The organism is Burkholderia sp. BCC1996 (genome assembly GCF_905339955.1).
In the GTDB taxonomy this organism is placed as follows: domain Bacteria; phylum Pseudomonadota; class Gammaproteobacteria; order Burkholderiales; family Burkholderiaceae; genus Burkholderia.
Window position 1 is genome coordinate 147,368 of record NZ_CAJPHM010000005.1, and the last position, 25,787, is coordinate 173,154.

Below are 25,787 nucleotides of genomic sequence, written 5' to 3' on the forward strand. Positions count from 1 at the left end.
TTTCCATCAAGGAGACACCCATGACATCCGTCCGTTTCGAGCGTCACGGTTCCGTTGGCCACATCGTGCTCGACAACCCGCCGCTCAACCTGATCGCCAACGCGTTTTCCGAACACCTGAGCGACGCGATTCATGCGGCCAGCGAGTCGGATATCCGCGTGCTGCTCGTCCGCGCAGCGGGCCCGAACTTCAGTCAGGGCGGCGATATCCTCGATTTCATCGACAAGGAGTTCAACGCGTGGCGCACGTTCATCAGCGACATGCATCACGCATACCGCAAGATCGAGGCGCTGCAGATTCCGACCGTATGCGCGGTGCGCGGCCGTGCGTGGGGCGGGGCGTTCGAACTGGCGCTCGCGTGCGACCTGGTCGTCGCGGCGGACAACGCATCGTTCCGCTGCATCGAGCCGTCGGTCGGCACGATACCCGTCTGCGGCGCAGTTCAGCGGATTGCGGAGCGAGCGGGGCCGGCCCGTGCGGCGCGCTACGTGATGTTGAGCGAGGTGATGTCGGGGACGACGGCCGGCGAACTGGGTATCGCCGCCTTCGTGGTGCCGGAAGAAGAGGTCGAGCAAGCGGCGCGGGATCTGGCGGTCCGGCTCTCGAATGGCCCGACACGTTCGTATGCTGCGATCCGCGCACTGCTGAAGGCCTGGTCGGCGGGCGGCGTGCCGGGCGCCGACCAGGTCGTGCTCGATCTCGGGATGCCGCTGCACAATACCGAGGACGCGCGGAGGGGACGGACCGCGCGCGTCGAAGCGATGAAGCAGGGTGTGGAACCCGAACCGGTTACGTTTTATGGTCGCTGATGGGTCGGCCTTGCGCGCATGCCGAGCCAGTGCGGACGGAGCGCTAATGGCAACGATCCAGTGCTTCAAATCCGTCGACGAGCACGCCGAGCCGATGACGAACGGCCGGAACCCTACTCGCGGCGCGTCGGGAAGATTGCATGGATGAGGCCTGGCGTCGTACAGAGATCGGGAAGTAGATGCGATAACCGGCCGGTCGCGATGCCGGATGTCTTCTGCTCTCGCGGCAGAACCTCGACGCCGATGCCGGGCATTGCCGCGATCCGCAGGCTGGCCCGATCATCGGTCGCCAGTCGCGGACACATGCACGACGGTCGTGGCCTGACCGTCGGCTCCCACGAGATTCCAGACGAATCCTCTCCGCTGCTGCCCATCGCGATCGTTGCCTCGAGCCCGAGAAACTAGAGTCGCTCTTTCTCTAGTTATGGAGGATGCCCGTGGAGACTGGGTTTGCGGGCAGTACGCAGCCTCACCGGAACGCATCCCTGATCGCCGAGTGGGAATAGGTAGCGGGGGGCAGACATGATGCTGTGCCGGTACGCATGTCTGTTCCTCGCGATTCCCTTCGTGACCTTGCTCGTGATTCGTAAATTTTATAGCCAAGACAGTCAGGCTGAAGCACTAACGGTGAAAACAGACCGTCTTCCGAAATGCGCACGGCAAAGCACAGAGTTGCGCGCGCTATCTCGCCGCAGCCTCGACAAGGAGTCCGGCAACAGCGGCGCTCGAGGCCTTACCAGAACAGGGCCTCACCGCCGCTTGACGAGGTGACTTTGCCTTCCGTGCAATTTTCCGGTTAGAGCAATCTAGACTGCATGCGGCGCTCCAGGCTGGCCCCAATAAATATTGGTTTTAAATCAAATGGTTGCTGTTTGAGTGCCGAGCCTGCGCTTCCCGGGCTTATCATCAGCCCGACGGGGAATTAGAAAATGAAGGCGCGGATAGTAGCGACTATCCGGGCTTTCATTTGCGGACAAAGGCGGGCAGGGGACCGCTTCACAAGGCACCTTCAGCGGCGACGCGCTGCGCGCGATCCCCAATGTTGCAGCCGAGGCTGACGCAGCCTGCAGCAAGTGCCGTGACCCACGGCGCGTTCCTGTCGGCGTCGCGCGCCGGTCGGCGGCGCCGACCTGGTTCGCCGCGATCGCGCGTCTCCGCTTCCCTCACCGTTTGCTCGAGCGCCTTGCTGTAGTTGCGCAACGGAATCGAAACCCACAAAATCGACGCGTACGACAGTGGCTCGCACGAAAGGGCGCCCGTCGAGCAGCGTTGCCGAAAAAAGACGAGAAGCCGACGGGCAGTCGTCGCAAAGAAGGCGGCTGGAAAGGCCGCCGCGGCCGTAACGCCTGAAGCCGTCGCGGAAGCAGCGAGCGAACTGTGCGGATCTCGCCGATGAGCGGCAAAACACCTAGTCCCTTGCCGCTCATTGTCTTGTGCCTATAGCCTCGATTATCGCCTATTACGCGTCGCCGGGAATCCCGGCACGGCCTTCGATTCCATTGCCAGAGCATGCGCGTTTAGAATTTCCGCACCCTGTCGGCTGAACCCGATCCGTTCGCGTTGCGACCTGCTGTTGGCATTTTTGCGGGCGAAGCAGGACCTGAAGTCACTGTGGACCGTGGTTAGAAAGCATCTCGGATTCGATGCGAGCTTGGTAGCGGATCCCCATGAGCATGCGCGCCCAAAGGTGTCGAAGCGTTCATCGAAGGATGACTGCTGCCGCAGCTCGAACCCATCGACTTCGTGCATCGACCGGTCGAGGCGCATCAAGGGCGGCGCGTAGCGGCACGCGATGCGCGGCGCATAATTCTCCATCTTCAGCAGCACGGCGAGCATATCGACCGAATCGCGGTTGTCGTCGCGACGATGCGAAGTGATCTCGTACGGGCCGAATACCTTCCTCCCTTGGCGAAGAGAGCTTGATGTCGAGACTGCCGTGAGAGCAGGTTGTAGCCGTCAGCAGTTCGCCGCGTCTGACTTCTTGCCACTTTCCCGGTGATTGGGAAATAGATTCCTCATTCCGATCTGGGTTGTTGCGTGCGACGAATATACACTCGCCGGAAAGCAGGATACGGACACGAACGGAGTCGACAATATGGCGACGTACAGATGGACGCTTACCATGCGTTCGAGTTGACGTCTCCCCTTTTCTCCTGACCGCATCCTCCGGAAAGGTCGCATTGCTTACCTACGTCTAAAGATAGGCGAACAACGATCATATCTGATTCGCATTCCTATCTTGTTTTCGAGAAGGACGAGGTTCGACGACTGGTTCGGTTCGATCTCCGGGAGGCACCTTACTCAATAACGATGAACGATGGCGCTGTACCGGCGAGCAGGGGAAAGATCCAGCTCGCCAGACAAAAAAGAGAAAGTCCAAATACAGGAGCGGAGACATGATGAAAAAGGTGTTGTTTGGGATAACGGCAGTGACGGCGGCGGTTTCGGCTAGCGCACAGAGCAACGTGACGCTCTATGGCATTGTCGACAATGGGCTTCAATACGAGACCGGGCAGGCGAAGGGGCGTGTCTTCGGAGCGCAAAGCGGCGGTTGGGCGCAATCGCGATTCGGACTGACGGGCGCGGAGGATCTCGGCGGCGGCACCGAGGCCATCTTCCAGCTGGAGTCGCGTCTGAACACGCAGAACGGCAGTCTGGCAAACGGCAGTTTCTTCGCGGGTCAGGCAACGGTCGGGCTGAAAAATGCCACCTGGGGTCAACTCAAGTTCGGCAACATGGGCTCGGCGGAGATCAGCCAGTATTCCGGCGATGTCGATCCGCAGCAGACGAAGAAGTACGCGATCGGGACGCTGGTGCGAGGCCGGATCTTTTCGCAGGCGGGCAATGGCATCGAATACCTGTCGCCGAAGATCGCCGGCTTCGTCCTCCAGGCGCAATACGATCTGACGAATTCACCGAAATGGAATGCCGGCAATCCCGGCAGCGCGCCCGGACAGCTCGGCACGTCGACGGGCCTCGGTAGCGCGCAGGGGCGCACGGATGGCATCAAGCTGTCATACCAGAACGCCGGCCTGTTCTGGCAGGCGACGTATGACGAAGTCCGCGACCAGAACGGAAAGTTCAGTAACGTGTATCTCGCGTCGCGCTCGATACTCACGGGGGCAACGTATGCGTTCGGGCCGGTCGTCGCGTATGTCGGGTATCAGCACTTGAGCGCACCCGATGCATCGAACGCAGGGTATTTCGGCAGCGCCGCGCCGACCGCGCTGCCGGCCGGCACGTCGCTGCCCACGGCAGTCGATCATGAATGGATTGGCGCGATCTGGCAGAGCACGCCGGCGCTGGCCATTACCGGGGCGGTCTATCACGCCAACGCGAATCGGGGTAACGGCAATGCGACGCTGTTTACGCTGGGCGTGAACTATTCGTTATCCAAACGTACGCTCCTGTATACGGAGCTGGGCTACGTCCGCAACAGTTCGACGTCGAACCTCGGTCTCGATAGCGGGCTGTATGGCGCCAATTCTGACTTCGATCGGGCCAGCGCCAGTGCTTCCGCGACGAATCCGGATTACGGAAAAAGCCAGTTTGGCGTGATCGCGGGCATCGCTACGCGTTTTTGACGTGGGGCGTAGTGACCCGGCCGCTCGAATGCCCTGGTTACTCGAGGGCAATTCGCGCGGCTAACCGCGAAAGCGGCCGGCGACGTGTTCTGGCACGTTCTCCGGTGTGATGACGACGACCGATGACGTATGCGAAATCGCCGATGCAGGCAACATCTTGTGAAAGCTCATCACGTGCTGGCACGCCGCGCGCATGTCCTGTCGAAGGTCGTGGTAAAGGATTGCGTGAATCCTGCCTTCTCTCAGCAACTCGATGTTGTCGCAGTCGAGGTCGTGGCCGATGAAGCACTTCGGTGTTTTTCCCAGTGCATCCAGTGCTCGCAGGATCGCGCGATTGCCGCCGCCCATCGAATAGACGGCGGCGATGTTGTCCTCGCGACCGAGCGCCTGACTGACCAGCTTTTCAGTCGGGCCGTCGAGCCCATGCCCTCCGCTCGCGTCAATGAGCGAAACGCGCGGGTGCCGGGTGCGCAACGCGCGTCGGAAGCTGATTTCGCGCTCCTCTTCGCCCCTGAAGCGTTCATCGCTCATGGTGATGAGCACGTTGGCGGGCTGGTCGGGCAGCCATTGCGTGAGCAGGTAGGCGGCGGTCGCTCCCGCGACCCGATTGTCGAGGCCCGTATAGGCGATTCGATCGGAGAGCGGGATGTCGGTGAATGTCGTGACGACGGGAATGCCGGCGCGTTTGAGTTCGCCGATGGCGTTCGCGATCTCGGGCACGTCGCGCGCTTTCAGAAAAACGCCGTGGCTGCCGTGATTGGCAATCGAACGCAGCGCATCGACGACCTCCCGTGTCTGCATCGTCTCCTGCATGAAATACCGCGGGCGGAATATCGCGGGTTGCAGCGTGGGCAGTTCCGCTTCCAGCGCGTCCTTGATTTCAGCCGCGAATCGGTTGGGCGCTTCCACGACCACGTCGACGCTGAGCTTTCTTCCGGCCGCAACCGAATAGAGCGCCTGCTTTTCCAATTCCTTGATCGCTTGCTCCACACGTTTTCGCGTGTGGTCGCGCACGTTGCCGCGGTTGTTGACGACGCGATCGACCGTCGCGACACCAACGCCCGCCTGAAGGGCGATTTCCTTGATCAGAAAGCGGTGGGCCACGGCGTGCGTCTCCACATGATGTTCTTTTGATGGAACGATGATAGCTCAATCCCGTACATGCCGCTGTGGTCGTGACGCCGGGATTCCCGAGTATTCCGGAACCCGTGGGGCTTCGCTTCTATCCCCATTGTCGAAAATTGGGGCGCCAGAACCAGAGCTACCTCTGGCCACGACGGCGGCACGAACAGTGCCGGGAAATCCCCGAGTCTGATGGTTTTTTGATGGATTTCTGAAGTGATATTGATGCGTGGGCTGTCGTATTCTTTCCACGCTTGAAGGGCAGTGGCGTTCGTCCGGCGGTGGCATGTGGCGTGCGGCACCGTCCGGGACATGTGAATCACCGGGATGAAACAGGGCGATGGATCAGTTCAAGGAAGTGCAACTGTTCGTGGAGGTGGCGGAGACCGGCAGCATCAGCCGGGCCGCCGAGGCGGTCGACCTGTCCATCTCCGCAGCGAGCCGCTACCTGATTTCTCTCGAGAGCCGTCTCGGCGTGCAACTCGTGCGCCGGACGACGCGCAATCTCTTTCTGACCGAGGCGGGCGCGGAGTTCCATCGGCGCTGCAAATCGATCCTGGCGGACCTCGGAGAGGCCGAGCTGGTCGTCAAGGACGCAACGGCGCGCCCGAGCGGCGTGCTCAAGGTGACGGCCTCGCTGTCGTTCTGCATGTTGCACATCGCGCCGATGCTTCCGGAATTTACCGCGCGCTATCCGGATATCACGGTTGATGTCGTTGCTGCCAATCGCTATTACGACATCATCGAAAACGGCATCGATGTCGCGGTCCGGACGAAGGTGCTGGAGGCCGACAGCAACATCACCGTGCGCCGGCTCGCGTCGACACGGCGCGTGCTTGCCGCCGCGCCGAGCTACTTGGCGGTGCATGGTTCGCCAAGATTTCCCGCGGAGCTCGGCAAGCACAAACTGCTCAACTACGGGCTCGCGGACAACCCGCGCGACCTCGCGTTCCAGCGCGACGGCGAATGCGTGCTCGTCAAGGTCAAGCCCTTGCTCGAATCGAACGACGGTCAGATATTGCGAGTCGCCGCGCTCGACGGCATGGGCATTCTGGTTCAGCCCAAGTACATCATCTACGACGACATCAAGGCTGGCCGACTCATCCCCGTGCTGGACGAGTGGGACTTGCCGCGACTCACGATGAACATCGCGTTCCAGACGCGCTCGCACATGCCCGTGAAGGTTCGTTTGTTCATCGACGCGCTCGTCGAACGATTCCGCGGGAATGATTTCGAGCGGCTCTGGACCGAGTGATGGCGCACGCCATCATGTCGATAGCGAGCCGCGAGCGACTTTCCCGCGGTCCGGGAAATAGATTCTCTTTTTGACTCTGTTTTGCCGGCAAGGGCAAATATAGACTGCCTTCAAAGCTGCACAAGACATTGAAGGAGACGCTTCATGCAACAGGTTGCATCCTCTGATTCGCCATTCCCTTCGCCGTATTTCGACGAGGAACATTCCGCCGACGTGGTGAACGCCCGCATGGGCGAACCGGTCGATCCGCGCCTCAAGCGAGTGATGTCGGTGCTGGTCAAGCATCTTCACGCGGCCGTGAAAGAAATCGAACCCACGCACGAAGAGTGGTTTGCCGCCATTCGCTTTCTCACCGAGACCGGCCAGATGTGCAACGAGTGGCGACAGGAATACATCCTGCTGTCCGACATTCTCGGCATCTCGATGCTGGTCGATGCGATCAATCATCGCCGCCCGAACGGCGCGACGCCGAACACGATTCTCGGCCCGTTCTATGTTGCGAACGCGCCGGCGTACGAGAACGGCGCGAACATCTGCCTCGACGGCAAGGGCGAACCGCTCGTCGTGTCCGGACGTGTGACGGACATCGCGGGCGAGCCGATTCCGGGCGCGAAGCTCGAAGTCTGGCAGACGAACGACGACGGCTTCTACGATGTGCAGCAGAAAGGCATCCAGCCTGATTCGAACCTGCGCGGCGTGTTCACGTCGGATCGCGACGGTGCTTATGCGTTCAGGTCGGTCAAGCCGCGCCACTATCCGATTCCGTCCGACGGCCCCGTGGGCAAGCTGCTCGGCGCGATGGGGCGGCATCCGAACCGCGCTGCGCATTTGCACTTCATCGTGACCGCGCCGGGCTACGAGCCAGTGATCACGCACATCTTCACACCCGACTGCCCGTATCTGCCGGAAGACGCCGTATTCGGCGTCAAGCGCGAATTGATCGCCGACTTTCGGAAGATCGACGACCGTGACACCGCACAGAAGGCCGGCCTCGACGCGCCGTTCTGGTCGGTGAAGTGGGATTTCACGCTAGCGCCCGTCGGCGAGCGCGAGCCACGCCACCCGTAATCGCACGGCACGCGCAAAAGCGCACCGCTGAACACTCGCAACGATCAGAACTATTGGACTCCTGAACATGAACGCGAAACGCAAAGAACTGCTGGCCGCCTACTGGACGCTTGCCGGCGATGTCTACCCCGGCGCCCCGACCGAAATCAGTCCATATTCATTGCGCGATCGCGCAGCGGCTGCGTCGCAAGCCGGCTGGCGCGGCATCGGCCTCATCCTCGACGATCTGGAACACAGCGTCGGGCAGTACGGGATTTCGGGCGTGAAGCGGATTCTCGACGATACGGGAATGAAGTACTTCGAACTCGAAATCCTGATGGACTGGTACCTCGATGGCGAGCCGCGCGCCAGATCGGACCGCTTCCGCCACCGCGCGATCGAACTGGGCGCCGAGCTGGGGATGCGTAACCTGAAGATCGGTGCGAGCCCTTTCGACGAAAGCCCGGCCGACTTCCAGCGCATGACGGATGCATTCGCGAAGCTGTGCGAGGACGTGGCTGCGGTCGGTGCAACGGTCGCGATCGAGTTCATGCCGTTCTCCGTGATCCGGAACATCGGCGATGCACTGAAGATTGCGCGAGAGGCCAACCAGCCCAATGGCGGCCTGATGGTCGATCACTGGCACGTTGCCCGTTTTGGCAGCCCCTACAGCGAAGTCGCCAGTATTCCGGCGCGCTTCATCAAGGGCGTGGAACTGGATGATGTCGCCGCGCAAATCCGCGGCACGCTGCTGGATGACTCGACCTTCAACCGCCAGCTGTGCGGCGAAGGGGCGGCCGATTGCCGCGCATTCGTCGATGCACTCGAGCAGGCGGGCTGCGACCTGCCGTACTACGGGGTCGAACTGATTTCGGAGCCGTTCCGCAAGCTGCCGCTCGAGCAGATGGCCAAACGCGCGTACGAGACGACCATCGCGCAGTTTTCCACGCGAGCCGGCGCTGCGGCCTGACGGATCGCTCGCATCGCGTCCCACGTACAAACCCATTATTTCTGGAGACAAAAATGATTCGAATCGCCGTACTCGGCGCTGGCCGCATCGGCCGCATCCATGCTGCCAACGCAGCATCCATTCCGAACGCGAAGCTCGTCGTGGTCGCGGATCCGGTCGCCGCCGCAGCCAACTCGCTCGCCGAACGCCTGGGTTGCGAGGCGTCGACCGACTGCATGGCCGTGCTCCAGCGCGACGATATCGACGCGGTGGTCATCGGCGCCCCGACGGACACCCATATCTCGTTCATGCTGGAAGCCGTGGCGCGCGGCAAGGCCGTGCTCTGCGAAAAGCCGATCGATCTCGACATGGAGAAATCGCTCGCCGCGGCTCGCGAAGTCGAGCGTCTGAACGGGCGCGTGATGCTCGCCTTCAACCGCCGCTTCGACCCGACGTCCCAGGCATTCCGTGCGGCGATCGACGCGGGCGACGTCGGCGACGTTCGTCAGGTCATCATATCGAGCCGCGATCCGGGCATGCCGCCGCGCGACTACGTGGAGCATTCGGGCGGCATTTTCCGCGACATGGTGATCCACGACCTGGACATGGCCCGCTGGCTGCTCGGCGAGGAGCCGGTCGAGGTGATGGCGATGGCGAGTCGTCTCGTGGATTCGTCACTGTCGGAACTGGGCGATTTCGACACGGTCATGGTGCAGCTGCGCACGGCGTCCGGCAAGCAATGCCACATCAACTGCTGCCGCGAGGCCGTCTACGGCTACGACCAGCGCATGGAAGTGTCGGGCTCCAAGGGAATGCTGCTGCAGGAGAACCTGCGCCCGTCGACCATCCGTCGATGGAGCAAGGAAGCGACCGACGTACGCGAACCGCTGCTCAACTTCTTCCTGGAGCGTTACGTCGACGCCTACAAGGGCGAACTGCAGGCGTTTGTGGGCGCGCTGATCGACAACACGCCGCTGCCGACTTCGGTCGACGACGGCCTCAAGGCGCTGCGCCTCGCGGAGTGCGCGCTCGAGTCCGCGACGTCCGGCAAGGCAGTCACGGTCTAACCATCGAGCGGGAGGAAATACGTCATGGTGCAAAAGATGGGTTCTGGAGAAACGGTTGGCGTGGCATGCCTCGGCATCACGCACCCGCACACGTCGGGGCGGGTCAAGGCGATCCAGCGCAGAACCGACGCAAGGATGCTCGGCGCGTGGGACACCAGCCCGCTGCTCACGCCGTTCGTGGATGCGCTGGGGCTCGAAGCCCGCTCGAAGGAGGACATCCTCGCCGACGAGAACGTGCACGTGGTCCTTGTGCACTCGAAAAGCGACAGGATGGCCGATCTGACGATCGAGGCGCTCGAAGCCGGCAAGGCCGTGCTGTGCGAAAAGCCGGCGGGCCGCAGCTCCGAGGACGCGAAGCGTATCGTGCAGGCCGTCGAGCGCACGGGCGGCCTGGTCCAGGTCGGTTACTGCTGGCGCTTCGCGCCGTCGGTGGACGCGATGCAGGCAGCGCTGACGAGCGGGCGTCTTGGCAAGGTGGTCCAGGTGCGTGCGCACGGCGGCTGCTCGCACGACGAAGCCGGGACGGCGCACATGACCCAGCCGGGCGATATCGGCGGCGCCGTGTTCGTGATCGGATGCCATCTGGTGGACCGCATTCTGCTTCACTTCGGCACGCCGCGGTCGGTCAATGCGCGCATCACGAAGTTCCCGGGCTTCCACGGCGACGAGTCGCGCGAAGACGCGGCGGGCGCGGTTCTCAACTACGAAGACAAGATCGTGTCCATCGACTTCATGTCGTGGGACGTGCTGCCGTGGACGGAAAGCTGGGACATCACGGCCTACGGCACGGAAGGCATCATGTCGTCGCGATCGCTGCCGGCGAGCTACAAGATCTACGACGCAGGCAAGGGCGACTATCCGGAGGGCTGGACCGAGTGGCAGGAAACGAGCTTCCCGGAAATCTGGGCAACGAAGAAGACCGAGTATTCGCCGGACATCGCCGAAATCGGCAATCCGGTCTACTTCGACCGTGAATCGCATGCATTCTTCGACGCGCTGCGCAACGGCACGCCGTCGGTCGTTCCGGCTACCCAGGCATACAACATCAGCCGCGTGATCGAGGCAATGTTCGCGTCGTCGCACAAGGCGGGCGCCGAGGTCTTCATCGAGTAGGCGCGATCCGGCCTCGCATCGAGGCCGGATCATCGGATCACACGATCGTCCAATAAATAGCAGTCCATATCAGGAGACAGAAATGAACATCATCAAGCGCCTCGCGATTGCAGCGGGTATCAGCATCGGACTGGCCGCCGTGTCGGCTTCGTCGTTCGCGCAGAACAAGGGTGTCGTCGGCATCTCGCTGCCCGACAAGACCGAATCGCGGTGGCTCACCGACGGCAAGAGCATGGTCGACGCACTGAAGGCGAAGGGCTATGCGGCCGATCTGCAGTACGCAAACTACGATGTCCCGACGCAGGTGAACCAGGTCGAGAACATGCTCGCCAAGGGTGTGAAGGCGCTGATCATCGCGCCGATCGACGGCAAGACCTTTTCCGATGTGCTCGCATACGCGCAGAAGAAACACATCAAGGTCATTTCGTACGACCGCCTGATCAGCCAGACGAAGGACGTCGACTACTACGCCACGTTCGACAACTATGGCGTGGGCGTGCTGCAGGCGCAGAGCATCGTCGCCGCGTGGCAGAAGAAGGGCGGCAAGACGCCGTTCAACATCGAGGTCTTCGGCGGCTCCTCGGACGACAACAACGCGCACATGGTCTACGCGGGCGGCATGTCGGTGCTCAAGCCCTACATCGACAGCGGCAAGTTCGTGATTCGCAGCAAGCAGCTCGCATTCGAGAAGATCGCGACCCGCAACTGGGATGGCGCGACGGCCCAGTCGCGCATGGACAACCTGCTGAGCGCGTTCTACGGCAAGGATCGTCTCGATGCGGTCTGGACGCCGAACGACGCGATCGCCATCGGGGTGATTTCGTCGCTCAAGGGGGTGGGCTACGGCTCCGCGCAAGCGCCGATGCCGGTGGTGACGGGGCAGGACGCCGATATCCAGAACATCAAGGCGATCATCCGCGGCGATCAGGCGACGACGGTGTTCAAGGATACGCGCAAGCTCGCGAGCGTCACGGCCGCGATGGTCGACGACGCGCTCGCCGGCAAGACGGTCGCGGTGAACGACACGAAGAGCTACAACAACGGCGCGAAGATCGTACCGACGTATCTGGTGAAACCCGTCCTCGTGGACAAGGACAACGTTCAGGCGATGCTCATCAACAGCGGCTATTACACGCAGGCGCAACTCAAGTAACCGCAGCGCGGTCGCGCGAGACGCAACCCGGCGTGCGAGAAACGAGGAGGATCAAGATGGACACCATTCTGGAGATGAACGGCATCCGGAAGGCATTCGGCCAGGTCAAGGCCCTGAATAACGTCAACCTGCGAGTCGGAAGGGGCGAGATTCATGCCATCTGCGGGGAGAACGGTGCCGGAAAATCGACGCTGATGAAGATCCTGAGCGGCGTCTACGCGCACGGGTCTTACGCCGGCACGGTCGTGTATGACGGCGAGGAGCGCAGGTTTTCGGACATCACCGACAGCGAGGCGGTAGGCATCATCATCATCCATCAGGAGCTCGCTCTGGTGCCCATGCTGTCGATCACCGAGAACATTTTCCTGGGCAACGAGCAGTCGCGCAGAGGCGTGATCGACTGGCAAGGCTCGCGTGCGTGCGCGAAGGCATTGCTTCAAAAGGTCGGTCTCGGCGATTCGCCCGATACGCCGGTCGGTACGCTCGGCATCGGCAAGCAGCAACTGGTGGAAATTGCGAAGGCGTTGTCGAAGGAGGTCAGGTTGCTGATTCTGGACGAACCCACGGCCAGCCTGAACGAAAGAGACAGCGAAACGTTGCTCGATTTGCTGCTGGACCTGAAGCAGCGCGGGGTGACGTCCATCATTATCTCGCACAAGCTCAACGAAATCTCGCGTGTCGCCGACAGCATTACGGTGATCCGCGACGGTTCGACCGTCGACGAACTGGATTGCCGCGCGGAAAGCGTGAGCGAGGATCGCATCATCAAGGCCATGGTCGGTCGCGAAATGTCCGATCGGTATCCAAAGCGGACACCGAACGTCGGCGACGTCATCTTCGAAGTCAGGGACTGGCGTGTCCGGCATCCGACGCAGCGGGATCGTGCGGTCATCAAGGGTGTCGACCTGGTTGCACGTGCCGGAGAAATCGTCGGCATCGCCGGTTTGATGGGATCGGGGCGTACCGAGCTGGCGATGAGCATATTCGGCGGTACGTACGGTCAGGACATCAGCGGCTCGGTACTGATCCATGGAAAGCCGGTCAACGTGTCGTCCGTGCGTAAAGCCATCGATGCCGGGCTTGCTTATGTCACCGAGGACAGAAAGGGCAACGGCCTGCTCCTGGACGACGATATCCGGACGAACATCTCGCTGGCCAATCTCGCGGGCGTGTCGAAATACGGTGTCGTGAATGAACACGCGGAAGTCAGCGTTGCGTCGGACTTCCTCGCCAAGCTGCGCATCCGGGCGCAGGGGGTATCGCACGTCGTCGGCAACCTGTCGGGCGGCAATCAGCAGAAGGTCGTGTTGAGCAAGTGGCTGTTTTCCGGGCCGGACGTGCTCATTCTCGACGAGCCGACCCGTGGAATCGATGTGGGTGCGAAGTACGAGATCTACAGCATCATCAATCAAGCGGTTGCGGCGGGCAAGTGCGTCGTCATGATTTCCTCGGAGATGCCGGAGCTTCTCGGCATGTGCGACCGCGTCTATGTGATGAACGAAGGCCGGTTTGTCGGCGAGTTCACCTCGGAAGAAGTCTCGCAGGAAAAGATCATGCGGGCAATCATGCGAAATGGAGGCATCTGAAATGCGCAAGGCTCTCTCGCCAACGGCTCCGCAAGAAGGCGAAGCCAGGAACAGCGACATCATGAGCGCGATCAAGCGCGGTGTGAGCGAATACGGTTTGCTGTTTTCGCTCATCGTGATCATGGTCTTCTTCCAGGTCGCGACCGGCGGCGTGCTGATGCAGCCGCTGAACCTGACGAATCTCGTGCTGCAGAACAGCTACATCGTCATCATGGCGCTCGGGATGCTGATGGTGATCGTTGCCGGTCACATCGACCTTTCGGTCGGCTCGACGGCAGGCCTCGTGGGCGCGCTTGCCGCCGTGTTGATGGTGCAGTTCAACGTCAACTACGTGTCGGCCACCGTCATTTGCATTGCGACTGGCGCGCTCATCGGCGCGGTGCAGGGGTACTGGATTGCCTTCTGGCGGATGCCGTCGTTCATCGTTACGCTGGCCGGCATGCTGGTGTTTCGCGGATTGACCAATCTGGTCCTGCAGGGCCAGTCGATCGGCCCGTTCCCCGACGGTTTCGCGGCAGTGAGTTCGGGTTTCATTCCCGATGTGTTCCGCGGTGAGGACCTTCATATCACGTCGATCGTGCTCGGTGTCCTGGTGGGTGCAGCGTTCTTCGCGATCGAACTTCGCCATCGCGCGAGCGCGGCGAAGTACGGCATGGGCAAGGGCTCATTCTCGATGATGATCGCCAAGAACGCCGTGCTGACCGGATTGATCGTCTACTTCTGCTACCTCCTCGCGTCGTACCGGGGTTTGCCGACGGTGCTCGTCATCATGGGCGCGCTGATCGGGGTGTACACGTTCGTGATGAACCGTACGACGATCGGCCGTCGCGTCTACGCGGTCGGGGGTAACGCGAAAGCGGCGCGGCTTTCCGGGGTCAGCGTGCCCGCAGTGAGTTTCCTAACGTTCGTCAACATGGGTGTGCTCGCCGCGCTGGCGGGCATCATCTTCGCGGCGCGGCTCAACAGCGGCACGCCCAAGGCGGGAACCGGCTTCGAACTCGACGTCATCGCAGCGTGCTTCATCGGCGGCGCATCGGCGTCCGGCGGGGTGGGCAAGGTGGTCGGTGCCGTGGTCGGCGCATTCATCATGGGCGTGATGAACAACGGCATGTCGATCATGGGCATCGGTGTCGACTATCAGCAGGTCATCAAGGGTGTCGTGTTGCTCGCGGCGGTGTTCGTCGACGTGTACAACAAGAACAAGGGTTGAGGCACGCGGCACCGGACGAGAGCAACCGGGAGGACTCGCTCCGTGCGAGCGGTTGAACACGGGCGAGCAATGCGACAAGCGACATGATCCAAGTCGCCGCCTGCGGCGACTCCGGGAAACGTGTCGCTTGTCCGAGAACAAGCGTCAATGACGGAAGCGACATGATCAAGCACATCGTGATGTGGGACGTTCGAGGCGAGACGCCCGAACAAAAGCGGGAAACCGCGCAGTTCGTCAAGACGGCATTCGAGAGCCTGGAAGGAAGGATTCCCGGTCTGACGAAACTGGAAGTCGGTATGGACTTAAGCAAGGTCGACTATGCGTGCGACGTCGTGCTGTACACGGAGTTCGAGAGTATCGAGCATCTCGAAGCGTACGCTTCCCACCCGGAACATCTGAGAGTCAAGCAGGTGCTTGGCGACTGCCGGATTGCGCGGCATCAGGTCGACTACGTCTGATGTCCCCATCGGTCTGACTCATAGCGAAAGGCCTTTCCATGTACGACTTTACATATACGACGCATGCGTCGCGCGTGATTTTTGGCGCCGGCAGCATGAATCTGGTCCAGCAGGAAGTCGAGAGGTTGGGGGCGCGTCGGGCGATCATTCTGTGTACGCCGCAGCAGAAATCGCAGGCAGAATCGGTCGCTGCGTTGCTCGGCCCGGCGAGCGCGGGTGTGTTCGACGGCGCGCAAATGCATGTGCCCATCGAGAATGCCCGTCGTGCACGGGCATACGCGGCGGAAGTCGGCGCTGACTGCGCGGTTGCCATCGGCGGCGGATCGACGATCGGGCTCGGCAAGGCGATTGCGCTCGAGTCGTCGCTGCCCATCATCGCGATTCCGACCACCTATGCCGGTTCGGAGATGACACCCATCTACGGCATTACCGAGGACGGCTTGAAGAGGACCGGACGCGATGCGAACGTGCTGCCAAGGACTGTGCTCTACGATCCGGAGCTATCGGCCGGGTTGCCTGCGCAGCTATCGTTCGTCAGTGGCCTGAACGCAATTGCGCATGCGGCGGAGGGCTTGTATGCGAAAGACGGCAATCCCGTCATGGCGTTGATGGCGGAAGAGGGTATCCGCTCGCTCGCGAAGGGGCTGCGGGGCATCAAGAAGCAGAACCGGGACATGGAGGCGCGCAGCGACGCGCTTTACGGTGCCTGGCTGTGCGGCATGGTGCTCGGGACGGTCGGTATGGCGCTGCATCACAAGCTGTGTCATACGCTCGGCGGCACGTTCAACCTCCCTCACGCCGAGACGCATGCGATCGTCCTTCCGCATGCGCTGGCGTACAACAGCACGGTGGTGGAAGACGCGATGGCGCGTATCGCGAGGGCACTCGATGCGCAGAATGCTCCGGATGGGCTCTATGAATTGAATCGGGAACTGGGGGTGCCGGGCGGCCTGGGGGAAATCGGTCTGCGTGAGCAGGACCTTGACCGCGCCTGTGAGGTGGCGATGTCCAACCCGTATTGGAACCCACGCCCTATCGAGGCGGGCCCGCTTCGCGATCTCCTTCAACGGGCCTGGGCGGGAAGCCGGCCGCATGCATGAAGCCGCTCCGGGTTCGCGTTGCAGCCGTTTCCGGAACAATGGATGGGGACCCGCATCGCTCGCACGTCCGTGTATGCCCGGCGATCAAAAGGCGCCGGGCATGGTGGGTGCATCAGTGAAGCGCCTGGAAATGATTTCGCAGACTTCCATCAGAGGTTTGACGTAGGCGTCGAGCACATCCTCCTTTTGCCGGAATCGCAAGGTGCTGACGCTGACCGCCGCGATCGGCTGTCCGTCACGCCCCAGGATGGCCGCACCGTAGCATGAGATGCCCGCTTCCTGTTCTTCATCGTCGGTCGACCATCGTCGGCAGCCAGTTGTACAGCAGGTAAAGGACGAACAGCCCGACGAAATAGCACAGCCAGATCAGGACCGTTCCCGCGACATAGCGCGTCGACAGGATCGTGCCGATCGCGCCGCCTTTCACCTTCGGTTGCGCGGGCAGGAAGAATGTCGTATCGGCGGCCACGCGCGTGCGGCCGATCGCGGAAAGGATCGTCGCGATCAGTTCGGGACGCTTGTGCTGAACCGTCAGGAATGCGACCGATTCGGGCAGCCAGCGCATCAGGATCGGCACGCAGACCACCGCCAGCGCACCGCCTACCGTCAGCATTGCGCGCCACCCGTAGTTCGGGATGATCCACGCCGCGATGAACCCGCACAGCGCGGCACCAACCGTGAACCCGCTGTACACGACCGTCACGAGGAACGAGCGCCGGCGCTCCGGCACGTACTCGGACCACAGCGTCACGACGTTCGGCATTACGGCGCCGAGACCGAGCCCGGTGACGAAGCGGATCGGCAGCATCGTCGCGACCGACGTCGCGTGCGCGGTGGCCAGCGTCCCGACGCCGATGACCAGCACGCTCGCGACCAGTACGCGCTTGCGGCCGAACCGGTCGGCGATCGGCCCGCCCAACAGCGCGCCGGCCGCCAGACCGAACAGCGCGGCGCTGAGCACCGGCGCCAGTGCGCTCTTCGTGACGCCCCATTCCTTGATGAGTTCCGGCACGACGAAGCCGATGATGACGGTATCCCAGCCGTCCAGCGAGATCACGACGAACGTGAGCAGCCCCACGAGCCACTGAAACGGGCTGACGGGGCGTTCGTCGATGAATTCCCGAACGTTGATGGTGTTTCCTGATGCCGGCATGGCTGTCTCCTGCGATGGAGCCCCGGGCCCTGGCATTGGCCTCGGTTGCTGCCCGACGCGATGCCCCGCAGTGTTCGTGCGCCGAAATTCCACGTCCAACAAGAAATTCCGTTCGCCGCGACAACGAAACCTTATCGGTCGGCCGTGTGCTTCGGGTACCCCGGTATCCCTTGCCCCAGCTTTTCCAGCAGGAACTCGGCGACGAGCGTGACCGCCGGCGGCAACGGCGGGCGGCTCGTGTAGACGAGCTGCAGCCCGAGGCCGGTGCTCGAGCGTCGATAGGACGGCAGCACGCGCACCATCCTGCCTTGCTCGATCGCCGGCTCGACGAGCAGCTGCGGCACCAGCGCGATGCCGAGTCCGGCGATGCAGGCCTGCACGACCACGCGCATGTCGTTGACCGAAAAGCGGCCGGCGATCGAGATTTCCTGCGTGCCGCGCGGCCCCTGCAGCCGCCATATGCTGCGCCCCTGGCGGCTCGACACGGTGAGGCAATCGTGGTCGGCCAGGTCGCGCGGCGTGCGCGGCGCGCCACGCCGTTCGACGTAGGCAGGGCTCGCGGCGAGGATCATCGTGCCCGGCGCGATCCGGCGAACGCGAAAGCTGCCGCCCGTCTCGATGCCGATGCGCAACGCGAGGTCGATGCGCTCGGCGATCAGGTCGGACGGCGTGTCGTCGAGCAGGAAGTCGATGCTGATTAGCGGATAGTGCGCATAGAACTCGGCGAGCCATTCCAGCTTGAAGAATTCGAACAGGCCGGCCATGGCCGCCACGCGCACCGTGCCGGACGGTTCCTGCCCGTCCGCATGCATCCGCTCGATCTCGAAGATCCGGTCGAGCGCCGGCGCATAGCGCTCGAACAGCGCCTGGCCTTCGGTGCTCGGCGCGAGCTTGCGGGTCGAGCGGTGCAGCAGGCGCGTGCCGATCTGCCCCTCGAGCTGGTCGATGCGCCGGCTCAGCGTATTGGCCGGCATGCGCAGGCGTCGCGCGGCCTCCGAGAAGCTGCCGGCCCGGACGACCTGGACGAACAGCGCGAGATCATTCAGATCGAGCATTGGATTCCTCCAAAAATGGATTAATCAAATCCTATTTATCCGTCTAGTGTAAAGCGGCTTCGATCTCCATACTGGTTTCACGCAACAGACGAACCCCTGATGTCCGAAGGAGATTGAATTGAACAAGCCCCTGACGATCGCGGCCGGCGTGCTCGCCGCCTCGTTGTCGTTTTCCGCATTCGCCGCCGCATCGACGTACCAGTTCGATCCGGACCATACGTATCCGAGCTTCGAGGCCGATCATATCGGCGGCCTGTCGGTCTGGCGCGGCAAGTTCGACAAATCGGGCGGCACCGTGACGCTCGACCGCGCGGCGAAAACCGGCACCGTCGACGTGACGACGGCGATTGCGTCGGTGCATACCGGCAGCGCGAAGCTCGACCAGGATCTGCAGTCGAACCAGTTCTTCGACGCAGCGAAGTTCCCGCAAGCGACTTACAAGGGGGCGATCACGTTCGATGGCGATAAGCCGGCGACGGTCGTCGGCAATCTCACGATGCACGGCGTCACGCGTCCGCTCACGCTGAAGATCGATTCGTTCAAGTGCATGCCGCATCCGATGCTCAAGCGCGAAGTGTGCGGCGTCGACGCGGTGGGCGAGTTCGACCGCGGCGACTTCGGCGTCGATTTCGGCAAGGCGTACGGCTTCAGCATGAAGACGCGCCTGCTCATCACGGCCGAAGCCATCAAGCAGTAATCCCGTCATCCCGTTCGGAGCATCCTCATGAAACTGCTGCACATCGATTCCAGCATCCTCGGCCAAGGCTCGGTCAGCCGCGAACTGTCGGCGGAGGTCGTCGCGACCTTCCGCACGCGCGATCCCGGCCTCACGGTCACGCGCCTCGATCTCGCCGCGACGCCGATCGGCCATCTGACAGGCCAGCACCTGGCGGCCGCGCAAGGCGCGCCTGTCGACGACGCGTTGCAGGCGGATGTCGAGATCGGCCAGCGCGCGCTCGACGACTTTCTCGCGGCCGACATCGTGGTCATCGGCGCACCGATGTACAACTTCGGCATCGCGTCGCAGCTGAAGGCGTGGATCGACCGCATCTCCGTGGCCGGCAAGACGTTCCGCTACACTGAGAACGGGCCGGAGGGCCTGTGCGTCGGCAAGAAGCTGGTGGTCGCGTCGTCGCGCGGCGGCGTGTACAGCGCAGGCTCGCCGGTGGCCGCGTTCGATCATCAGGAAACCTATCTGAGAGATGCGTTCGGCTTCCTCGGCATCACGGACATCACGTTCATTCGCGCGGAAGGCGTCGCGATGGGGCCGGACAAGCGCAGCGGCGCGATCGCGTCGGCGAAGGAAGCGGCGGCGGCACTCGCGGCCTGACGCAACGGGCCGGATGCCGGCCACAGGAGAACCACCATGTCGAATGCTGTCGAACCCGCGCTGCTAGCCGCCGTCGCCGGGCGTCACGTCGTGTTCCGCACGCGCGGCCACGCACACGGGCCGGTCGTGCGGATGGCGAGCCCGTCCGACGTCGGCGAGCTGATCAAGCCGTTCGTGTTTCTCGACCTGATCGACACGCAGGCGCCGATCGGGCAGCCGGCTTTCGGCTGGCATCCGCATTCAGGCATCGCAACGCTGACGCTCGCGATCGACGGACGCGGCACCTATGCCGAATCCACCGGCCACGAAGGCACGATGGCGCCGGGCGACATCGAATGGATGAGCGCCGGGCGCGGCGTCTGGCATACGGGTTCCGTCACGCCGCCCGTCAAGGCGTTCCAGCTGTGGGTCGCACTGCCGCCGGGGCGCGAGCTGGCACCGGCGTTCAGCCAGCACCTGTCGATCGACGATATCCCGACCGACGGCCCGGCGCGCGTGCTGCTCGGCCGCAGCGGCGACGCGGTCAGCCCGATCGATGCGCCGCCGGGCATCAACTACCTGGTCGTGCAGCTGAAGGCCGGCGAGCGCTGGACCTGCCGGCCGCCGCAGGGTCACCGGGTCGGCTGGACGGCCGTGATGGACGGCAGCCTGCGTACGCCGGATGCGGTCGGTCAGGGTGAACTGGTCGTGTTTGAAGAGTCCGACGCGGCGATCGAATTCGAGGCCGTGACCGACACGCGCTTCGTGGTCGGCACCGCGATTCCGCATCCGCACGACCTCCATCTCGGCTACTACTCGGTGCATACGAGCGCGGCCGCGCTGGCGGAAGGCGAGCGCGAAATCGTGCGCATCGGCCATGAAATGCGCGCCAAGGGCGTGATGCGCTGATTCGACGGGAGGTTTCATGACGACGCACGGGATCGACGAACGCAAGCGCTGGCTGGCGCTGGTCGTGCTTTGCCTGGGCATGCTGATGATCGTGCTGGACACGACCATCGTGAACGTCGCGCTGCCGTCCATCCGGATCGACCTCGGCTTTGCCGAGACGTCACTCGTCTGGGTGGTGAACGCGTACCTGCTGACGTTCGGCGGGTTCCTGCTGCTCGGCGGGCGGCTCGGTGACCTGTATGGCCACCGCCGGCTGTTCCTGCGCGGCATCGCGCTGTTCACGCTCGCGTCGGTCGCGTGCGGGCTCGCGAACACGCAAGGGCTGCTGATCGCGGCGCGCGCGGTGCAGGGGCTCGGCGGCGCGCTGGTGTCGGCTGTGTCGCTGTCGATCATCATGAACCTGTTCACGTCGCCGGCGGATCGTGCAAAGGCGATGGGCGTGTACGGGTTCGTCGCCGCGAGCGGCGGCAGCCTCGGCGTGCTGCTCGGCGGCGTGCTGACCAGCGCGTTGAGCTGGCACTGGATCTTTCTCGTCAACCTGCCGCTCGGCGTGGCCGTGTATGCCGCGTGCACGGCGCTGCTGCCGGCGCGCACGCCGCCGGCCGAACGCGCGCCGCTGGATCTCGCGGGCGCGGTGACCGTTACCGGGGCGCTGATGCTGGCCGTCTATGCGATCGTGCATGGCAATGCGGCAGGCTGGACGTCGGCGCAGACGCTCGTCCAGCTCGGCGCCGCGGCCGCGCTCGCGATCGCGTTCGTCGTCGTCGAATCGCGTGTGCCGCATCCGCTGATGCCGCTGCGCCTTTTCGCGCGGCGCAACCTGGCCGCCGCCAACGCGGTGGGCGTGCTGTGGGCGGCCGCGATGTTCGCGTGGTCGTTCATTTCCGCGCTGTACCTGCAGCGCGTGCTGCACTACGGCGCGATGCAGGTCGGGCTCGCGTTCCTGCCGGCCAGCGTCGTCATGGCGGGGTTTTCGCTGGGCTTGTCGCCGAAGCTGGTGATGCGGTTCGGGATTCGCGCGACGCTGTCGTCCGGGCTGCTGGTCGCCGCGTCCGGGCTGATGCTGCTGGCACGCGCGCCGGCCGCCGGCCGCTTCGTCGCGGACGTGCTGCCCGGCATGCTGCTGATGGGTCTCGGGGCTGGCGCGGTGTTCAATCCGGTGATGCTGGCCGCGATGAGCGACGTGACGCCGGACGAATCGGGGCTTGCGTCGGGCGCCGTCAACACGTCGTTCATGATGGGCGGCGCGCTCGGGCTGGCGATCCTCGCGAGTCTGGCGGCGGCCCGCACCGAGGGGCTGGTGGCGGCCGGCGCGGATGCCGTCGGCGCGCTCAATCGCGGCTACCACCTCGCGTTCCTGCTGGGCGCCGGCTCGGCGGTCGCGGCGTCGCTGCTGGCCTGGGCGCTCATCCGGGCGCGCATGCCCGCGGGGGCGCCCCGCGATGCACCGTCTGCCGCTTCGATCTGAATCGGGCTCGCAGCTTCATTTTCCCTTGCGGCTTCACGATCCGGCCGGCGCATTTCACCAATGCGCCGGCCTTCGCGCATTGGTCACCGCAAGGGGGGGAGTCTTGATTCCCGTGCAAGTATCCGGTTAGAGCAATGTAGACTGCATATAGGCTTGCGATGAGGCCAGAATTAATATTTCTGTAACATCAGATAGTTGCTGTTTGGCACGCAATTACTCGAATCAACAGTGGTGCTTGGCACCGATGACTCGCGGCCTGACAACTGATGGCGGGGGTACCGATATCACGTTCGAGCGATAGTAGCGTGACCTGAACTCGAAATCTGCCGACTGAACATCAGCGCGCCCGGTTCCTTGTCTTGCTCGCGCGCCAACTTTCTCACGGCATCGACGGCGCGTGTCCAAAGGGAGGGGGCGCCCCGGCTGCTTCGGCTTGGCCTGACCTGACGCGTTGCGGCGGCTGTGCCGGCGTGAATTTTGGGCCATCGTACACGTGCCCCGTCGGTTCCTGCGGCATCGGGATGTAGTTCCGGGGACGTCAGTCGAAGGTAACCAGCACCTTCATCGCCTTTGTGCGATCGCCGGCCGTCTGAAACGCCTTGACGCATTCCTGATATGGGAAGATGTCGGAAATCAACGGTTTGACGTCGACCAGGCCCTTGTTGAGTAGTTCGACGGCGACCGCAAATTCCTCGTGGAATCGAAAGGCCCCGCGCAGGTCGAATTCCTTGGCGACGATGACGTTCATCGGCAACGCGCTATCGCCACCGAGCCCGACCTGAACGACGATGCCGCGCGGCCGCAGCACGTCGAATGCGGCGCGCAGCGCGGCCGCGTTGCCGCTCGCCTCGAACAGCACGTCGAAGGTGCCCTTGCCGGTCGAGAACCGCTCGAGCCCGGAGGGGGCATCAGCGACGTTGACCGTGATATCCGCGCCGACCTGCCGGGCGCTGTCGAGCGGCATCGCGTTGACGTCGGTGGCGACGATCGTTGCTGCCCCCGCCCGTCGGGCAGCCGCGACGATCAGCGAGCCGATCGGCCCACAGCCGGTGACGAGTACGCGCTTGCCGAGCAGCGGCCCGGCACGGCGTACCGCATGCAGCGCGACCGACAGTGGTTCGGCCATCGCGGCTTCCGCATCGCTGACGGTATCGGCGACGCAATGCGCCTGCGTGCTGTCGATCACGACTTCCTGCCGGAACGCGCCCTGGACGTGCGGCGTACGCATGGCGCTGCCGTAGTAGCGCATGTCCATGCAATGGTTTTGCAGCCCTTGCTGACAGTATTCGCACGATCCGCACGGCCGGCTGGGGCTGATCGCGATACGCTGGCCCGGCGAGAAACCGCGAACGTTCGCGCCGACCCGGCTGACGACGCCGGATACTTCATGGCCCAGCACCATCGGTTCCTTGATGCGAACCGTACCGAATCCGCCGTGATGGTAGTAATGCAGATCCGATCCGCAGATGCCGCCCGCGCGGACGCGGATCAGCATCTGGTCCGGTCCGGCTTCCGGCGTCGGAACGTCCTCGATCCGCAGATCGAGCGGGGCATGAATGACGAGTGCCTGCATGAAAGGTGTCTCCGGCTTTGAAGAGGAAGGGGTGACCCCACGATAGGCGCGCCAGACGCGTTCCGCAAAGACGATTTGCGTCTGGCGCGAGAGGTGCCGCGAATGACGCTCAGTCCAGCGCTTTCGTCATGTTCTCAATGACCTTCTTCGCATCGGAGAACACCATCATGGTCTTGTCCATATAGAACAGCTCGTTGTCGAGGCCTGCGTATCCCGACGCCATCGATCGCTTGTTCACGATGACCGTGCGGGCCTTGTATGCGTCGAGAATCGGCATGCCCGCGATGGGCGACGCCGGATCGTTCCTGGCGGCAGGATTGACCACGTCGTTGGCGCCCAGCACGAGCACGACATCGGTCTGGCCGAATTCCGCGTTGATGTCCTCCATCTCGAACACCTGCTCGTAAGGCACTTCCGCCTCGGCCAGCAGCACGTTCATATGGCCCGGCATCCGTCCTGCCACCGGGTGGATCGCATAACGGACGTCGATGCCCCTGGCGGCCAGCTTGTCCGAGAGTTCCTTGAGCGCGTGCTGCGCGCGGGCGACGGCGAGGCCGTATCCCGGCACGATGACGACCGATTCCGCGTTGCCGAGCAGGAACGCCGCGTCGTCGGCGGACCCCGACTTGACGGGCCGCTGCTCCTGCTTCGCACCACCTTGCGCCGCCGCTTCGGTGCCGAACCCGCCCAGCAGCACGTTGACGAACGAACGGTTCATCGCGCGGCACATGATGTACGACAGGATCGCGCCCGACGAACCGACCAGCGAACCCGAAATGATCAGCATCGGATTGTTCAGCGAAAAGCCGATGCCGGCTGCGGCCCAGCCCGAGTACGAATTCAGCATCGATACGACGACCGGCATGTCGGCGCCGCCGATCGGAATGATGATCAGCACGCCGAGCACGAACGCGAGCACGGTCATCGCGACGAACGGCGGCCACGACTGCGTGACGACGAACGCAATGCCGAAGCCGAGCATCGCGATCGCGAGCGCCAGATTGAGCGGATGCTGGAACGGATAGACGACGGGCGCGCCCTGGAACAGCCGGAACCGGTATTTGCCGGCCAGCTTGCCGAACGCGATGACCGAGCCGGAGAACGTGATGGCGCCGATGAAAGTGCCGACGAACAGTTCGACCCGATTGCCGTAGGGGATGCCGCGACCGTCCGTGGCGAGCCCGAACGCGGAGGGTTCGCAGACCACCGCGTACGCAATGCACACCGCGGCCAGACCGATGAGCGAATGCATAGCCGCGACGAGCTCGGGCATCTTGGTCATTTCGACGCGGGCAGCGACGAACGCACCGACGATGCCGCCGATCGCGAGTGCGCCTACCAGCAGGCCGAGCCCGAGTGTGAGGTTCGCCCCAAGCGAGGTGGCTTGCATGCCGATCAACGCGATCGTCGTGACGATCGCGATGGCCATGCCCGCCATGCCGAACGCGTTGCCCAGTCTTGCGGTGCGTGGATGGGAGAGGCCCTTGAGCGCCTGGATGAAGCAGACGGAGGCGACGAGATACAGCAGGGTGACGAGGTTCATGCTCATTGTGCGGCTCCGGAACCTTGCCGGCGGTTGTCTTTCTTCCGGAACATCTCGAGCATGCGCCGCGTCACCAGGAATCCGCCGAATACGTTGACCGCGGCGAGAGCGACGGCTGCCGCGCCGAAGGTCTTGCCGGGTACGCCGACCGTCAGCCCAGTGGCTAGCATCGCGCCGACGATGACGATTGCCGAGATCGCGTTCGTGACGGCCATCAGCGGCGTATGCAGTGCCGGCGTGACGTTCCACACGACGTGGTAGCCGACGTAGATCGCCAGCGTGAAGATGATGAGATTGAGGGTGGTGTGATTGATCAGTTCCATC

24 protein-coding genes are annotated in these 25,787 nt (G+C 63.3%); 16 read left to right on the forward strand and 8 right to left on the reverse strand.

All coding sequences use genetic code 11. From position 1 onward, the window contains the following. Positions 1–20: 20 nt before the first annotated feature. Positions 21–809, forward strand: coding sequence for an enoyl-CoA hydratase/isomerase family protein (locus tag U4Z64_RS08755; RefSeq protein ID WP_321819720.1), 789 nt, complete (start codon positions 21–23; stop codon positions 807–809). A gap of 1,449 nt (positions 810–2,258) precedes the next feature. Here U4Z64_RS08755 and U4Z64_RS08760 read toward each other — a convergent pair. Further along, on the reverse strand, positions 2,259–2,645 hold the full coding sequence (locus U4Z64_RS08760) for a hypothetical protein (protein WP_321819721.1): 387 nt from the start codon (positions 2,643–2,645) through the stop codon (positions 2,259–2,261). A 560-nt stretch (positions 2,646–3,205) separates the two neighbouring features. On the opposite strand from U4Z64_RS08760, the gene U4Z64_RS08765 reads away from it, so the two are divergent. Then, the gene (locus U4Z64_RS08765) at positions 3,206–4,393 is read left to right on the forward strand and encodes a porin (RefSeq protein WP_321819722.1); all 1,188 of its coding nucleotides are present in this window, start codon (positions 3,206–3,208) and stop codon (positions 4,391–4,393) included. Between the two features lie 60 nt (positions 4,394–4,453). On the opposite strand, the gene U4Z64_RS08770 is transcribed toward U4Z64_RS08765, so the two are convergent. Next, entirely contained in the window at positions 4,454–5,497 is a 1,044-nt protein-coding gene (locus U4Z64_RS08770) for a LacI family DNA-binding transcriptional regulator (protein WP_321819723.1), read from the reverse strand. A gap of 358 nt (positions 5,498–5,855) precedes the next feature. Between U4Z64_RS08770 and U4Z64_RS08775 the strand changes: the two genes are divergently transcribed. The 10 genes from U4Z64_RS08775 to U4Z64_RS08820 all read left to right on the forward strand — a co-directional run bounded on the left by U4Z64_RS08775 (position 5,856) and on the right by U4Z64_RS08820 (position 16,453). Then, a complete protein-coding gene (locus tag U4Z64_RS08775) occupies positions 5,856–6,770 on the forward strand; it encodes a LysR family transcriptional regulator (RefSeq protein WP_321819724.1) in 915 nt (304 codons plus the stop codon). A gap of 144 nt (positions 6,771–6,914) precedes the next feature. Then, the gene (locus U4Z64_RS08780; protein ID WP_321819725.1) at positions 6,915–7,838 is read left to right on the forward strand and encodes an intradiol ring-cleavage dioxygenase; all 924 of its coding nucleotides are present in this window, start codon (positions 6,915–6,917) and stop codon (positions 7,836–7,838) included. A gap of 67 nt (positions 7,839–7,905) precedes the next feature. Then, positions 7,906–8,787 carry a sugar phosphate isomerase/epimerase family protein gene (locus tag U4Z64_RS08785; protein WP_321819726.1) on the forward strand — a complete coding sequence of 294 codons (882 nt, stop codon included), beginning with the start codon at positions 7,906–7,908 and terminating at the stop codon, positions 8,785–8,787. Positions 8,788–8,840: 53 nt separating this feature from the next. Continuing rightward, entirely contained in the window at positions 8,841–9,833 is a 993-nt protein-coding gene (gene iolG / locus U4Z64_RS08790) for an inositol 2-dehydrogenase (protein WP_321819727.1), read from the forward strand. Positions 9,834–9,857: 24 nt separating this feature from the next. Further along, a complete protein-coding gene (locus U4Z64_RS08795; protein ID WP_321819728.1) occupies positions 9,858–10,946 on the forward strand; it encodes a Gfo/Idh/MocA family oxidoreductase in 1,089 nt (362 codons plus the stop codon). 82 nt (positions 10,947–11,028) lie between these two features. Next, on the forward strand, positions 11,029–12,099 hold the full coding sequence (gene chvE / locus U4Z64_RS08800; RefSeq protein ID WP_321819729.1) for a multiple monosaccharide ABC transporter substrate-binding protein: 1,071 nt from the start codon (positions 11,029–11,031) through the stop codon (positions 12,097–12,099). A gap of 56 nt (positions 12,100–12,155) precedes the next feature. Further along, positions 12,156–13,685, forward strand: coding sequence for a multiple monosaccharide ABC transporter ATP-binding protein (mmsA, locus tag U4Z64_RS08805; RefSeq protein ID WP_321819730.1), 1,530 nt, complete (start codon positions 12,156–12,158; stop codon positions 13,683–13,685). Further along, positions 13,672–14,895, forward strand: a complete 1,224-nt coding sequence (gene mmsB, locus U4Z64_RS08810) for a multiple monosaccharide ABC transporter permease (protein WP_415750562.1) — start codon at positions 13,672–13,674, stop codon at positions 14,893–14,895. Before mmsA ends, mmsB begins: the two co-directional genes overlap by 14 nt. A gap of 161 nt (positions 14,896–15,056) precedes the next feature. Next, complete coding sequence (locus U4Z64_RS08815; protein ID WP_321819731.1) at positions 15,057–15,353, forward strand: Dabb family protein; 297 nt, start codon at positions 15,057–15,059, stop codon at positions 15,351–15,353. A 38-nt stretch (positions 15,354–15,391) separates the two neighbouring features. Next, the gene (locus U4Z64_RS08820) at positions 15,392–16,453 is read left to right on the forward strand and encodes a maleylacetate reductase (RefSeq protein ID WP_321819732.1); all 1,062 of its coding nucleotides are present in this window, start codon (positions 15,392–15,394) and stop codon (positions 16,451–16,453) included. Between the two features lie 84 nt (positions 16,454–16,537). On the opposite strand, the gene U4Z64_RS08825 is transcribed toward U4Z64_RS08820, so the two are convergent. The 3 genes from U4Z64_RS08825 to U4Z64_RS08835 all read right to left on the reverse strand — a co-directional run bounded on the left by U4Z64_RS08825 (position 16,538) and on the right by U4Z64_RS08835 (position 18,661). Further along, positions 16,538–16,807: an IclR family transcriptional regulator domain-containing protein gene (locus U4Z64_RS08825; protein WP_321819884.1), complete on the reverse strand. Its 270-nt coding sequence runs from the start codon at positions 16,805–16,807 to the stop codon at positions 16,538–16,540. Beyond that, on the reverse strand, positions 16,740–17,606 hold the full coding sequence (locus tag U4Z64_RS08830) for an MFS transporter (protein WP_321819733.1): 867 nt from the start codon (positions 17,604–17,606) through the stop codon (positions 16,740–16,742). Before U4Z64_RS08830 ends, U4Z64_RS08825 begins: the two co-directional genes overlap by 68 nt. A 131-nt stretch (positions 17,607–17,737) precedes the next feature. After that, a complete protein-coding gene (locus U4Z64_RS08835; RefSeq protein WP_321819734.1) occupies positions 17,738–18,661 on the reverse strand; it encodes a LysR family transcriptional regulator in 924 nt (307 codons plus the stop codon). Between the two features lie 118 nt (positions 18,662–18,779). On the opposite strand from U4Z64_RS08835, the gene U4Z64_RS08840 reads away from it, so the two are divergent. From U4Z64_RS08840 to U4Z64_RS08855, 4 genes are read left to right on the forward strand one after another with little or no spacing between them, the layout of a single operon-like run. Next, on the forward strand, positions 18,780–19,358 hold the full coding sequence (locus U4Z64_RS08840) for a YceI family protein (RefSeq protein WP_321819735.1): 579 nt from the start codon (positions 18,780–18,782) through the stop codon (positions 19,356–19,358). Positions 19,359–19,385: 27 nt separating this feature from the next. Further along, positions 19,386–19,991: an FMN-dependent NADH-azoreductase gene (locus U4Z64_RS08845; protein WP_321819736.1), complete on the forward strand. Its 606-nt coding sequence runs from the start codon at positions 19,386–19,388 to the stop codon at positions 19,989–19,991. A 36-nt stretch (positions 19,992–20,027) separates the two neighbouring features. Then, a complete protein-coding gene (locus U4Z64_RS08850; RefSeq protein WP_321819737.1) occupies positions 20,028–20,879 on the forward strand; it encodes a pirin family protein in 852 nt (283 codons plus the stop codon). 16 nt (positions 20,880–20,895) lie between these two features. Continuing rightward, the gene (locus U4Z64_RS08855) at positions 20,896–22,347 is read left to right on the forward strand and encodes a DHA2 family efflux MFS transporter permease subunit (RefSeq protein WP_321819738.1); all 1,452 of its coding nucleotides are present in this window, start codon (positions 20,896–20,898) and stop codon (positions 22,345–22,347) included. A 538-nt stretch (positions 22,348–22,885) separates the two neighbouring features. Here U4Z64_RS08855 and U4Z64_RS08860 read toward each other — a convergent pair. The 3 genes from U4Z64_RS08860 to U4Z64_RS08870 form a co-directional block, all read right to left on the reverse strand. Beyond that, complete coding sequence (locus tag U4Z64_RS08860) at positions 22,886–23,920, reverse strand: L-idonate 5-dehydrogenase (protein WP_321819739.1); 1,035 nt, start codon at positions 23,918–23,920, stop codon at positions 22,886–22,888. A gap of 109 nt (positions 23,921–24,029) precedes the next feature. Next, on the reverse strand, positions 24,030–25,469 hold the full coding sequence (locus U4Z64_RS08865; RefSeq protein WP_321819740.1) for an NAD(P)(+) transhydrogenase (Re/Si-specific) subunit beta: 1,440 nt from the start codon (positions 25,467–25,469) through the stop codon (positions 24,030–24,032). Continuing rightward, a complete protein-coding gene (locus U4Z64_RS08870; protein WP_174380120.1) occupies positions 25,466–25,786 on the reverse strand; it encodes an NAD(P) transhydrogenase subunit alpha in 321 nt (106 codons plus the stop codon). The genes U4Z64_RS08865 and U4Z64_RS08870 overlap by 4 nt, the downstream gene beginning before the upstream one ends. Position 25,787: the final 1 nt, after the last annotated feature.